A 13,914-nucleotide genomic window follows, 5' to 3' on the forward strand; every position below is an offset into this window, starting at 1 on the left:
AGTCAACATTTACTTCATGGCATTGGAAAAAGCCTTTCTTTTATGATAAAATAAGGAAAAATAAATTTCTTTTAGGGAAGGAAAAAGATGACTAAATCTGAATTGCAAGATGTCGAAAAAATTATCGTATTGGACTACGGCAGCCAGTACAACCAGCTCATCTCTCGTCGAATTCGTGAAATTGGGGTATTTTCTGAATTAAAGAGTAATAAAATTTCCGCTGCAGAGGTAAAAGAGATCAATCCCGTCGGAATTATTCTTTCTGGTGGACCAAACTCTGTTTATGAAGACGGTTCCTTTGATATTGATCCTGAAATTTTTGAGTTAGGCATTCCTATCTTGGGAATTTGCTATGGTATGCAACTTCTGACTCATAAATTAGGAGGTAAGGTAGTGCCGGCTGGTGACGCTGGAAACCGCGAATATGGTCAGTCTAAATTGACTCGCACTTCTTCTCCTCTTTTTGAGAGTACACCTGAAGAACAATTGGTTCTTATGAGCCATGGAGATGCGGTAACTGAAATCCCTGCTGACTTTGTCCGCACTGGTACTTCTGCTGATTGTCCTTTTGCAGCAATTGAGCATCCTGCTAAGAAGATTTATGGGATTCAATTCCACCCTGAAGTTCGCCATTCTGAGTTTGGCTATGATATTCTTCGCAACTTTGCTCTAAATATCTGTGGAGCCAAAGGTGACTGGTCAATGGACAATTTCATTGATATGCAGATCAAACAAATACGTGAGACTGTTGGCGACAAACGCGTCCTTCTCGGTCTATCAGGTGGAGTTGATTCTTCTGTGGTCGGTGTTCTTTTGCAAAAAGCTATTGGGGACCAATTGATCTGTATCTTTGTTGATCACGGCCTTTTGCGTAAGGGTGAAGCTGATCAAGTTATGGAAATGTTGGGCGGAAAATTCGGACTAAATATCGTCAAAGCAGACGCAGCTAAACGTTTCCTTGATAAACTCGCAGGTGTTTCTGATCCAGAACAAAAACGCAAAATCATTGGGAATGAATTTGTCTATGTCTTTGACGACGAAGCCAGCAAATTGAAAGATGTAAAATTCTTGGCTCAAGGAACTCTTTATACCGATGTGATTGAGTCTGGTACTGATACCGCTCAAACTATTAAGTCTCACCACAACGTGGGTGGTCTGCCAGAAGACATGCAGTTTGAACTGATTGAACCACTGAACACACTTTATAAGGACGAGGTTCGTGCCTTAGGTACAGAGCTTGGTATGCCTGATGAAATCGTCTGGCGCCAACCGTTCCCAGGCCCAGGTCTTGCTATTCGTGTTATGGGAGAAATCACTGAAGAAAAACTAGAAACTGTTCGTGAGTCTGATGCTATTCTTCGTGAAGAAATCGCTAAGGCTGGTCTTGATCGCGATATTTGGCAGTATTTCACTGTTAATACAGGTGTTCGTTCTGTTGGTGTTATGGGAGACGGACGTACATACGACTACACAATTGCAATTCGCGCAATCACTTCTATCGATGGCATGACAGCTGACTTCGCTAAGATTCCTTGGGAAGTCTTACAGAAAATTTCTGTTCGTATCGTAAACGAAGTAGACCACGTCAACCGCATCGTCTACGATATCACCAGCAAACCACCTGCAACTGTTGAGTGGGAATGATTTATAAACATGATTTGAAGTGAAATGTTTGTTTTAACAGCATTTTCGGTTATTATAAAAGGTTAAAAATCAATCAAAATTGATTGGTTCCCCACCAAAAGCCCCACCAGAAACTGATCTGATGGGGCGCTTTTGTTTTAAAGATGTAAAAGCGCAAATTATAGTTTCTTCTCTATAAGAAGAATGAAAAAATTCATCGTATCTCGTTTTGATACTGGGAAATTAAACAATAATGTAGTAAATTGTGTCATAGAAATAAATCCCTTATAGAGTAATGTTTCGCAATTCTACTATAAGGAATTTATCCCTTTTTATGTTTACACAACTTTTCCTACACTATCTTAACTTTTGTTATAGCTGTTTCTACTATTGTTCCATCATCAATTATTAACAATTCTACAAAAGAAATCGCTAAATAATTTATATCTAAATCATATCTTTTTTCAAGTTTATTAGTATAATCTATATTCTCCTTAAAAATAATTTTTTTTTCTTTATCATATATATAAACACTAATTATAGCGCTATTAGAATATCCATTTAATAAGCAATCAATGTTTAATGTCGATTTATTTAAATTTTGACTATTTCCTAATACAGCATTAAAATCATATACATGTAGTTTAGGAGTACTATAAATAATACTCTCCGCAATTTTGTCTAAGATAGAATCTAACGTTGAATCTAGTATCACATTATTGTTTTGTTTTTCTTCTTCAATAGAGCATACCTTAATTATAAGTTCATTTTCCTCCAAACGTAGTAAATTTGTAATTTCAAACTCTATAGACTGTTCAAGTCCCTTTGAAAATCCAACAAAGACCCCATTCATCCAAATATACACGGGAAGATTTAAGCTTTTCATTTTCAAGATAATATTTTTAGTAATTAATTTATCTTCACCTTTAAAATGATTAAACAAAGTTACCAATGTAGATTCGTCATCACCGTTTTTTTCATTGAAATCTGATTTCATGTAAGTCCAATTACTGTTTAAGTGCATCTTATCTATTTGAAAATAGTCTAGTTGATTTATATCTACGTACTTATCAAAATAATAATGCTCAGAATGTTCAGGTAATTGATTGACTCCTGTTATAGCAGAATTTTTCAACCAGCTATATTCTATTTTAATATTTTTCATCTCTAATACCTCTTAGTAAAACAATTTATCTTCATATTCCTCCGTCTACTTAATGCGATATATTAGAAAAAACAGAGCCTGCTTTACCAGACTCTGCATATGTTATTTCGTTGCTGGTTGTTGCTGTGTTATACAGTGAATATTGCCACCACCATATGCAATCTCTGTAGTTTCAACTCCAACTACTTTACGATCAGGGAACATCGCTTGCACTTGTTCAACCGCTAACGCATCGTTCTCATCACCATATTGAGGGAGAATAATTCCTCCATTCACTATTAAGAAATTCAAATATGATGCAATTGCAACTTCTCCTTCCTCTCTTGGAATAGCCCCTTCTGAAAAATCAATCGTATCTGCATCTTTTAGATAGCATGGCTTCTTAGTAACACACATTTTATGTACTTTTAATTTTCTGCCTCTTGCATCTGTTTGTTCACTTAGGAATTCAAACGCAGCTTTTGCTTCCTTGTAGAAAGGATGGCTTTCATCTTCAGTGTAAATACATGCAACTTCTCCAGGTTTTACAAAACATGCTACATCATCAATATGACCATTCGTTTCATATGGGTCAATACCATCTTTCACCCAAATTACTTTTTCACAATTCAAATAATCTTTTAATTTTTGTTCAATTTCTTCTTTTGACAAATGTGGGTTTCGACTTGGATGAAGAAGACACATTTCAGTAACCATCACTGTACCTTCACCATCAACGTGAATTGATCCTCCTTCTAAAACAAAATCATCTGTTTTATAAGAATCAGTATTTGTTAATTCACAAACTTTTCTTGCAACAAGCGCATCTTGATCCCAAGGGAAATAGAGTCCATCTACTAAACCACCCCATGCATTGAATTCCCAGTCTACTGCACGACGTTCACCTTTATCATTTATAAGAAATGTAGGACCACAGTCGCGAATCCACGAATCATCATTTGTCATCTCAATTACTCTTATATTTTCGCAATTAAGAGCAGATACACGAGCTATAGCATTTTCAAATTGAAGAGGTGGTACACAAAGTGAAACTGGCTCAAATTCACTAATAGCTTTAGCAACATCTAAAAATGCTTTTTGAGCCGGTTTGGCTCCTAGACGCCAATTATCATTTCGCCATGGCCATAACATCCAAATTTGTTCTTGTTCTTCGAATTCTCCTGGCATTCGAAATCCATCTACTTTAGGGGTTGTCCCCACAATACGTTTAGACATCTCAAGTCCTCCTTTTATTGTACTGGTATTTAGTTGCTATCATTTTTTGATTTTTTTCACACGAATAATTACTTCACCTAAGATAAGACAAATCAATGAACCGATAGTTACAGGTAATTTATCAGCTAATGTTACTTCATCAAAAGATAATGGGAATGCTGTAAATAAAAGCGAGATCAAAATCATAATAATTGGAATTACAACCATAATTTTTAAAATAAGATCACTTCCTCCTACTTTAAAAGGTCGAGGGGTCTCTGGATCAATTTTTCTTAACTTATAAAATGATGGAAAAACTGGTATATAAGAAAGTAGGAACATAACAAGGTTTAATGAGAAGAACGCCCAAAACAGATCCTGATTTGGCAATATTGGTGCTATGACTACTACAAATGTCGCAACAAAACCATTTGCTAAAGCTGATCCAATTGGCATGTTATTCTTTTTACTACGTTTTGCAAAAAACTTTGGCATATCTCCGTTTTCAGCAGCATAACATGCCGTGTTATTCACTCCTAATGACCATGAAATCATATTTCCAAAAAGGGTTAGTAAGAAAAGAAATGCCATTAAAATTATAAACCATCCATTTTCTGATCCGGTCAAAAGTTTAAAGCTATCCATCATACCACTACTAGTAGAAATTTTATCAACAGGAATCGCTACACCAATACCAAATGCAGAAAATATATAAATAGCAGCAATAACTAAACCTGCAACAATTATAGATTGTGGTATTTGTTTTTTAGGATTCTCCATGTCATCCGCACACGTACAAATAACCTCAAAGCCAAGTAAATTAAAAATAATAACAGAAATAAATGATAGACTATTTAAATCAAATGATGGTAAAAGTGAATCCAACGTAATTTTATTAGCCATTCCTTTTGTAAAGGCAATATATAATCCCAAGACTCCCACCAATAGAGCTAATATCATTTTTATAATTGCCGCACCATTGAGGATCCATACGCTATCACTTGCGGGATAAAAGCTTATCCATATAATTAACCAAATAAATACAAGTTCAATTAATAATGTCCAGAACATCGAAAACTCAATTCCTGTTATCGTTGTCAACAACCCAGGAGTCATAACAGCTAGTGATGCTAACCACAATGGAAAATTAATCCAATAATACCAGGAGGTCCTTGAGCCCCATCGGTGTCCAAACGCCTTAGTCACCCAATCATAGATTCCACCATCACCTATATAAGTAGTACCTAATTCAGCTGAAATCAATCCGTAAGGTAACAAAAAAGCAATTAATAGAAATAACCACCAAAAGAATTGAGAATTTCCAATCGCTGCAACTGGAGCAGCAGCTTCTGCAACAAATACAACACATATTACAGTTAATACTGTAGTAAACAAACTAAATTTTTTCTTTTCTTCCATTTTTTTCTCCTTCCTTTAAGAGGAGAGTTGTAACATCGTCAATTTAAAGTAAATTGACACTTTTTATTTTAAAAATGATTCCAATTCTGCTTTAGCTACAGATTGTTTTTCAAGGTCATATGGATGTCGTTTTTCAAAATCACGAAGTAGATAAACTAAGATACCTCGCATTGAAGTTAAACGATTTTCCGCCTCATCAAAACAAACTGAATTTGGCCCATCCATCACTTCATCAGACACTTCTTCGCCACGTGTAGCAGGTAAACAGTGCATGAATTTACATTTTTCTCCTGCTTTTGCCATCATCTCTGAATCAACATGATATTTAGGATAGAAAACCTTCATACGTTCTTCTTCTGATAATTCTGCTTCATATAGGCCATACCATACATCAGTGTATAAGAAATCTGCACCAGTAATTGAATCTATTTCATCAGTTACCAAATATTTACCACCTGATAGTTTACAAATTTCATCATATTTTGACTTATGCCTATCATTCAATTGGAATCCCTTCGGACCGAAGTGAACAAATTCCATACCCATTTTCAATGTAATTAATCCTAAAGAAAAGCATACTTGAGTTGCATCTCCTACAAATACTACCTTACAATCTTCTAATTTTTTTCCTTTCGGCAAATTTTCAATAATCGTAATCAGATCTCCCAATTCTTGTGTAGGATGATTATAATCACTCATACCGTTAATTACTGGTACTTGAGAAAATTTTGCTAAATCAACTACACTCTTATGACGCTCAACACGTGCCATTATAATATCTGTTAAGCGAGAAACCACGGTTGCTGTATCTTCTAGTGTTTCGTGTCCTCCTAGTTGAATTTGACCAGGTGCCAAATATTGTGCGTGCCCTCCAAGTTGAGTCATAGCGGTTTCAAAAGAAATCCGTGTTCTTGTAGATGATTGTTGAAAAATCATACCTAGAGTTTTATTTTCCAACAAAGGTGGGTAATACCCATTTTTAATACAAGCTTTAATCTTAAGAGATAGCTCAGCCATTTCTAAAAGTTGCTCTTTAGAGAACTCTTCTGTTGTAATATAATCAATTTTGTTGCTCATAATTGAGACCTCCTGTGTTGTTATGCTTTAATGATATTGAAAAATTTTATAGTTTGCGATAAACTTAAAGGTGTAAACCCTATTTTTTAAAAGTTTAAGTACTAAACCCAGTATTTATGCTTTTAAAAATGTAATGCTATTTTAAATATAAATTCCCTATTTTATTCCTTTTAGATAAAGTTTAGAGTTTTAATTAGTTTCACAGAATAAATGGAGGCTAAATATGATTGAAATAGTTTATATATACAATGTATTTTTAATTATACTGTATACTTTGACCCTTGGTATTGTATTGACCTATTCTTTAAACTCAGAAAAGGATAAAAAATACTTATTTTTTGTAGTCGGTTTATATCTTGTTTTTTTTATTTTTGATAATCTGATCCTTTCAATGACAGAAATAATTAAAGATTTCGGAAACACATATAACCAACACTTTCTGGGAGTTCCTTTTGTTAAAACTGTCATATATCTTGTTAATAATATTTGTCAGTTTTGGATAGTTGCTAGACTGAGGAAAGAAACACCTTTATTAACCCACTATTGCTTTATTTCTATTACTTTCATATGGATGGCTTTCCCAATTCTAAACAATTCACCATTAAGAGTTTTTATGTACTATTTACCCAATCAGCTTCTTTTGATTTATACTGGTATATATGCGAGACGAAATCTAACATCTTTAAATATTAGTAGTCGAAATAAAAATTACTTAAAAACTATTTCAAATATCGGAGTGCTATTTGGCATTCTAATTATCTTAGAAGATTTATTTGTTATTTTTAATGTAGATTCGTATGACTTGTTGAATCTGCGAATTCAAAATAGAAATATGTGTGAAGACATGTTTACTATTGCTGTTTGTTATTTAATAATCAAATATATTCTTTCTGATTGGAAAGCTATTTCGAATGTAGAAGAACAATTAAGTTCATCTGATAAATCCCAAAAAATTGACAACCCCAGTACACTAGATCTATTCTCTGAAAAACTTCATTTAACTGAACGTGAAAAAGAAATTCTTCCTCTACTTCTTGAACACAAAAACAATCAGGAAATTGCGGATCAATTGTTTCTTTCAGTTGGAACTGTGAAGACACATGTACACAATATTTTTATAAAACTTGAGATCACTAAACGAAATCAACTTTTTGAAGTATATAATTCCTTTGAAAACGAACATCCTGAGCAATAATTGTGTCATAGCCACTACTTTAAAAGAAAGAATAAAAGACATCTGATTTAATTTCTTTCAGATGTCTTTTTAGTTGTTCCAATTATCAATTATATATTCGATAATATAAAAAAGCATCTCGTATATAACGAAATGCTTCAAATACACATAAACGAATATTAAAGTTTAGAGATTTTTCACATTGAACGCTAAGGTACCTCGATCCTCACAAATCTCTTTATATCAACAATTTTATCTTTGAACCTTCCATAAAAACGGAACGAAATCCACTGATTTGGATAAAATTGACATCAATTAATACCATAAAATAGATTAGTCAACCATCATATTTAATAAGGCGGTTTTATTTTGGTTTAATTTTTAAAAACGCCTTCTTTAATTCATTTATATCGCTAAATCTTAGATTCAAATTTGGATTTATTCCTTTATTAATAAATTCCTCCAAATTACTATATTCGAACTTTGTAAAGTCTTTATATCTTCAAGTTAAAACAAAGTACAATAATTTTGTGTAAACACTAAAGTAGAGTTACGAAGTTTTAATCAAATAATCTTTCAAGGGGTGTCAGAACATTGTCAATCACTTTATGGATTCGTTAACTTTGCTTGAAATTATATTCCTCAAACAAAGTAACTAAATAACGTTCTAGAGCCTCCTCGTTAGGAAAAAGAATCTTCTTTTTCGTTTGACGTTTGATTTCTTTGTTGAGAGATTCAACGAGGTTTGTCGAATAAATTTTGTGCCAAATCTGGTAGGAAAACTGATAAAAGGGTTAAAAGATTGCCCCTATTCTTCTGGCTTTCCATTATTTTCCTATTTTTTTAAAAGAATCTATCTTATTGATTTTTCGTTAAAATTTTTAATAAAAGAAGTTTTTTTATTTGTTAATCTATTTTATTTTAGCATAAAAACACACTGAGATCCTTTTGTACTGACCCCAAAAGTTAGATTTTTTCTGTCTAACTTTTGGGGTCAGTACATTTTCTCAGTGTGTTTATCGCATTGACGCTTTTTTACTCTAACCCACTCAGGTATTCATAGCGCTCGTATTTTTCAAGCAGCTTTTCATTCTGCTCATCCAGTTCTTGCTGGAGTTCAGACAGGCGAGTAAAGTCAGAGCCATTTTCCTGCATGGCTGCTTCAATCTCAGAAATCCGCTCCTCAAGCGCCTCGATATCGGCCTCGATAGTCTCCCACTCCTGCTTTTCAAAATAGGTCATGCGCTTTTTCTCCTCGCGCACCTTGGTCGATTTTTCCTTTTCAGTCTTTTGGGAAATAGCAGAGCTTTCTGCTAGAAAAGCTTTTTCGTCTAAATAATCCGTGTAATTCCCGAAAAACTCTCTGACACCTCCATCTTCAAACGCTAAAATCTTGCTGGCAACCTTGTCTAGGAAATAGCGGTCGTGACTGACTGTAATGACTGGCCCTGCAAAGCCTTGCAGAAAGTTCTCCAAGACCGTCAGAGTCGCAATATCCAAATCATTGGTCGGCTCATCAAGAAGCAAGACATTGGGCTTTTCCAAGAGAAGCTTGAGCAGATAAAGGCGCTTTTTCTCTCCACCAGAAAGCTTTTCGATTAAAGTTCCATGAGTAGAACGAGGAAAAAGAAACCGCTCCAAGAGTTCTGCGATGGAAGTCGTTCCACTGCCTATCTTGACCTCCTCGGCCACTTCTTGCAGGTAATTAATGACCCGCTTAGACTCATCCAAGCCCTCAATCTGCTGAGAGAAATAGGTCACTCGAACTGTCTCTCCGATAATGAGCTGACCAGCCTGAGGCTGAAGTTTTCCAGCAATCAGATTAAGCAAGGTTGACTTGCCGACACCGTTATCTCCGACAATCCCAATGCGGTCCTTGTTCTGAATCAAAAAACTAAATTGAGAGAGGATAGGCTTCTGATCATAAGCAAAGTCTATATTTTGAAACTCGATGACTTTCTTTCCGATACGGCTGGTTTCGAAGTTCATTTCCAGGTTGCTATCAGTCGTCTGACCGGCCAAATCTTTCTTGAGGTCATGGAAACGATTGATACGAGCCTGCTGCTTGGTTGCCCGAGCCTGAGGCTGCCGGCGCATCCAGGATAGCTCTTGCTTGTATAATTGCTGCTTCTTATGGAGTAAGGCTGCATCCCGTTCATCCTGCTCTGCCTTGAGACGGACATAGTCTTGATAATTTCCCTGGTATTCAATCAAGCGACCGCCATCTAACTCAAAAATCCGTGTCGAAATATTATCCAAGAAATAGCGATCATGGGTGATGAAAAGCACGGTCTTCTTTGAATTTTTCAAGAAGTGCGTCAGCCATTCAATGGTATCAATGTCTAGGTGGTTGGTCGGCTCATCAAGTAATAGCAAATCTGCATCGCCTAAGAGAACCTGGGCCAGCTGCACTCGGCGACGAAGGCCTCCTGATAACTGACCAACCTTGAGAGACAGATTTGTTAGACCAAGTTTGGTCAGGACTGTCTTAACCTGGCTTTCGATTTCCCAAGCATGGAGCGAGTCCATCTCTGCCATAACCGCTTCTAGTCTAGACTGTTGACTTTCATCATAAGCCGTCAAAAGCAGCTCATACTCTCGAATCAACTGCATTTCCCGTAAATCACTGGATAAAACAGTGTCAAGCACCGTCTGCTCCTCATCAAAATCAGGCTCCTGAGTCAGATAAGCAATTTTATAGCCCGTCTTAGCAGAAAAAGGGCTGACATCGCCGTCAAAGCCCGACTTGCCTGACAAGACATCTAGTAGCGTTGTCTTTCCTGTTCCATTGACACCAATCAGACCAATCCGGTCTAGGTCGTGAATGATAAAGGAAATATCCCGAAAAACAGTCTTATCTCCTACTGATTTGGTTAGCTTGTCAACGATAAAATCGCTCATTTCTTCTCCTTGATATAGGCATAAATGGCCTCTAAATTATTAGGCAAATGGCCGTCTACAATAGCGTATTCCAACTCTTTTAGAATTTGACCAAGTTTTGGTCCTGGCTTAAAATTAAACTCCCTCATCAGCATGCCACCATTGACCACCATTTCCTGCTTGTTATGAATAGTCAGACTAGCATCAAGATCTTGAATGGCAGAAAAATTCACTGGCAAACCTTGCGCTTTTCGAAGTTCCTCTGCTTGTAGCAATAAGTCTATATCGTAATCATAGCAGTCACGCTTGGTCAAGTCCCGTTCTGAGCGAATCGTCATAATTTCAACAATATCTGCTACTCTTTTGGCAAATTCACGAGAGGTTTTCCAAATTCTCAAAAATCGTTGAACATCCTGTGTTTTCAATGCTAATAAAAGAGCTGCCCAAGCCTGTTCAGATGCTGAAAAGCAAAAGTCTGAATCCAATTCAAAGAGCTGTTCTAACTTAGCTCTGCTTCCCTTCAAATCTGGTAAAAATTCTATGGCACCGCTTGTCAAGAGTGCCTCTAAGCCCTTGCGCCAAAACGGAGCCAGTAAGAGTTTGTCAAACTCGATAAAAATGCGTTCAACTGAAATCTTTTCCAGCAGGGGAGCACAGTCCGTCATAGCTGATAAAGTATCTTGCTCTAAGTCAAAATCCAAAGCAGCCTGAAAGCGAAATCCCCGCATGATACGAAGAGCGTCTTCATTAAAACGCTCTGCTGCCGTCCCAACGGCCCGCAAAATCCGATTTTCCAAGTCATTTAGACCCTGAAAAAGATCGATGACTTGACCGTTTTCAGCTAAAGCTAGGGCGTTGATGGTGAAATCGCGACGCTTGAGATCTTCTTCCAAAGAGCGCACAAAAGAAACCTTGCTAGGTCTGCGGTAGTCCACATAGACATCCTCAGTCCGGAAAGTTGTCACTTCGTATTCACGGTTATTTTCCAGAACCAAGACGGTTCCATGCTCAATCCCCACATCAACCGTCCGGTCAAAGATACGCTTGGTTTCCTCGGGATAGCTGGAGCTTGCAATATCTACATCGTGAATAGGTCGCTGCAAAAGGGCATCGCGAACAGAGCCCCCAACAAAATAAGCTTCAAAGCCAGCCACTTTTATCTTCTCTAATACTGGCAAAGCCTCCTGAAATTCAGAAGGCAGAGTTTCTAATCTCATAGTAAATGTTCCAATCCATAGACTAATTCTGAGCGTTTGACAACTTCTTTAATGGCCAGATTAACCCCTGTCATAAAGGAAGCGCGATCATAGGAATCATGCCGCAGGGTCAATCCCTCTCCCTGACTGCCAAAGATTACTTCTTGGTGAGCAACCAGACCAGGCAAGCGAACTGAATGAATACGCATGCCATCGAAATCAGCTCCGCGGGCGCCAGCTATAGACTCTTCCTCATCAGCAGCTCCCTGCCGTTTGCTTGGTCTAACCTGACTAATGAGCTCAGCCGTCTTAATAGCTGTCCCACTCGGTGCATCTTTTTTCTGGTCATGATGCAGCTCGATAATTTCTACATTTGGGAAATACTTGGAAGCCTGAGCTGCAAACTGCATTAGTAAAACAGCTCCCAAGGCAAAGTTTGGAGCAATCAATCCACCCAACTGCTTTTCCCTAGACAGCGTGATCAACTCTTTCAATTGATCTGGAGTAAAACCTGTTGTTCCGACCACTGGGCAAAATCCCTGTTCCAAAGCGAAGCGAGTATTGTCATAAGCTACTTTAGGGGTTGTAAAATCAACCCAGACATGGGCTTCCAGTCCAGCCAATTCTTCCTTGGCATTGAAGACAGGAACACCTGCTACTTCTTTTTCATCCGTAAAAGGATCCAAAAGTCCAACTAATTCTAGTTCTGGATCTTCTGTTGCCATTTTATAGGCTGCTTGGCCCATTTTACCTTTGAAGCCTGCAATGATTATTTTGATTCCCATCTGCATCTCCTTTTTTGATAGATTTGAGTATTACTCAAACAGAGGAATGTAGCCTAATGCGATACTTCCTTCTCCAAGATGTGTGCCAATAACACTACCAAAAGTTGCTAGAGAAATCTCTGCACTAATGTTACTTTCTAGTAGAGATTGGCGTAAGGTTTCAGCCTTGTCAACTGCATTAGCATGAATAACGATAATTTCATATTTTCCTGACGAAGTCCGTTCCTCAACTAGTTCAATAAGTCGTTTAGTTGCCTTCTTTTCCGTTCGAATTTTTTCAAAAACCTCAATCACACCATGATGATTAAAATATAGAATTGGTTTAATACTTAGTAGATTTCCTAGAATCGCAGCGCCATTTGAAAGGCGCCCCCCTTTAACAAGATGATTCAAATCATCAACCATGATAAAGGCGCTAGTCCCGTCAATCTGAACATTAATTCTTCTGAGAATCTCATTGAAATCAAGTCCTGCTTCTGCCCAGTTGAGCGCAGATTGAACCATAATTCCTAATGGGGCGCTGGTAATCTTGGAGTCTGGAAAAGCGATTTCCAATTGAGGAAATTCATCTTTTAAGAACTGAATGTTTTGATAAAAGCCAGAAATACCGCTAGAAAGGAAGAGTCCCAAAACGTGAGTATATCCGTTCCCCGCTAAAGTAGAAAGCAGATCTTCCAATTCAGCTATACTAGGCTGGCTTGTTTTGGGTAATTCAGCAGAGAGTGCCATTTTTTGATAGAATTCTTCTGCAGTCAGATTTTTCCCTTCAACGTATGTTTTCCCATCAATGAAAACTGGAATATCCAGAATAAATAGATTTTCCTTTTCTAAGACTTCCGGTTTAAAGTAGGCTGAGGAATCTGTAATAACAGCTAGTTTCATTTAGAACTCCAAATTAATACCTGGTAAATCCAGGGCGATTTCTGTCACTTCATAAGTCAAGCGGTTAAGCATTGATAAACAAGGTTTAGCTAGTTGCTCTACTTCTTCTTGATCAAATTCACTTGGTTCGCCAATTATTCGACCTTGAATATGGTTAACTTGAGAAATCACTCCACTAATCACAAAGGCTTCAAAAACGATCATGTAATTCAAAATAACAACCAAAGAAGTTACTTGATTTTCTTGATCATGATTCAATAGTTGAAAATTGACATCGACTTTTGTTTCGGGTGTTCCGTTTTCTTTTTCCCATTCAAAATTACGTGCATCAAAGTGATATTGGCTGACGAATTCTTTTTCGCGTTGTAGTTCCATTGTTGTTCTCCTAAAAATTTGCGTTATGTAAATTATAGCATAATTTTCAATCACTGACTATAGTTTGTTTCTCTCTTACTCATTCTCTTTTTCTTCATAATGAATAAAATTATCTACAAAAAAGGACCTCCGAAGAAGTCCAAT

The 13,914-nt window shown here is 36.8% G+C and carries 11 protein-coding genes and 1 pseudogene; 2 read left to right on the forward strand and 10 right to left on the reverse strand.

What is annotated here, in order from left to right:
- Positions 1–87 precede the first annotated feature (87 nt).
- Positions 88–1,644 carry a glutamine-hydrolyzing GMP synthase gene (gene guaA, locus PCY09_RS01895; RefSeq protein WP_045502934.1) on the forward strand — a complete coding sequence of 519 codons (1,557 nt, stop codon included), beginning with the start codon at positions 88–90 and terminating at the stop codon, positions 1,642–1,644.
- Between the two features lie 331 nt (positions 1,645–1,975).
- On the opposite strand, the gene PCY09_RS01900 is transcribed toward guaA, so the two are convergent.
- The 4 genes from PCY09_RS01900 to ptcA form a co-directional block, all read right to left on the reverse strand.
- Complete coding sequence (locus PCY09_RS01900) at positions 1,976–2,788, reverse strand: beta-galactosidase (protein WP_061594876.1); 813 nt, start codon at positions 2,786–2,788, stop codon at positions 1,976–1,978.
- A gap of 102 nt (positions 2,789–2,890) precedes the next feature.
- A complete protein-coding gene (gene aguA, locus PCY09_RS01905; protein WP_061594877.1) occupies positions 2,891–4,003 on the reverse strand; it encodes an agmatine deiminase in 1,113 nt (370 codons plus the stop codon).
- A 39-nt stretch (positions 4,004–4,042) separates the two neighbouring features.
- The gene (locus PCY09_RS01910) at positions 4,043–5,401 is read right to left on the reverse strand and encodes an APC family permease (RefSeq protein WP_061594878.1); all 1,359 of its coding nucleotides are present in this window, start codon (positions 5,399–5,401) and stop codon (positions 4,043–4,045) included.
- Positions 5,402–5,464: 63 nt separating this feature from the next.
- Positions 5,465–6,478, reverse strand: a complete 1,014-nt coding sequence (gene ptcA / locus PCY09_RS01915; RefSeq protein ID WP_061594879.1) for a putrescine carbamoyltransferase — start codon at positions 6,476–6,478, stop codon at positions 5,465–5,467.
- Between the two features lie 223 nt (positions 6,479–6,701).
- Here ptcA and PCY09_RS01920 point away from each other — a divergent pair, with 223 nt between their 5' ends.
- Positions 6,702–7,673 (forward strand): response regulator transcription factor, encoded by a 972-nt coding sequence (locus tag PCY09_RS01920; protein WP_061601979.1) that lies wholly within the window; start codon positions 6,702–6,704, stop codon positions 7,671–7,673.
- A 596-nt stretch (positions 7,674–8,269) separates the two neighbouring features.
- Here PCY09_RS01920 and PCY09_RS01925 read toward each other — a convergent pair.
- From PCY09_RS01925 to PCY09_RS01950, 6 genes and pseudogenes are all read right to left on the reverse strand, one after another.
- Positions 8,270–8,443, reverse strand: a pseudogene (locus PCY09_RS01925) (transposase); the annotation flags it as partial.
- A 244-nt stretch (positions 8,444–8,687) separates the two neighbouring features.
- On the reverse strand, positions 8,688–10,553 hold the full coding sequence (locus PCY09_RS01930; RefSeq protein WP_125397042.1) for an ABC-F family ATP-binding cassette domain-containing protein: 1,866 nt from the start codon (positions 10,551–10,553) through the stop codon (positions 8,688–8,690).
- Entirely contained in the window at positions 10,550–11,749 is a 1,200-nt protein-coding gene (locus PCY09_RS01935; protein WP_125397041.1) for a CCA tRNA nucleotidyltransferase, read from the reverse strand. Before PCY09_RS01935 ends, PCY09_RS01930 begins: the two co-directional genes overlap by 4 nt.
- Positions 11,746–12,513 carry a 4-hydroxy-tetrahydrodipicolinate reductase gene (dapB, locus tag PCY09_RS01940; protein ID WP_125397040.1) on the reverse strand — a complete coding sequence of 256 codons (768 nt, stop codon included), beginning with the start codon at positions 12,511–12,513 and terminating at the stop codon, positions 11,746–11,748. Before dapB ends, PCY09_RS01935 begins: the two co-directional genes overlap by 4 nt.
- 30 nt (positions 12,514–12,543) lie before the next feature.
- Entirely contained in the window at positions 12,544–13,395 is an 852-nt protein-coding gene (locus PCY09_RS01945; RefSeq protein ID WP_125397039.1) for a DegV family protein, read from the reverse strand.
- On the reverse strand, positions 13,396–13,770 hold the full coding sequence (locus PCY09_RS01950) for a DUF1149 family protein (protein WP_008808694.1): 375 nt from the start codon (positions 13,768–13,770) through the stop codon (positions 13,396–13,398).
- Positions 13,771–13,914: the final 144 nt, after the last annotated feature.

The organism is Streptococcus sp. SG2 (genome assembly GCF_030439925.1).
Taxonomy (GTDB): domain Bacteria; phylum Bacillota; class Bacilli; order Lactobacillales; family Streptococcaceae; genus Streptococcus; species Streptococcus gordonii.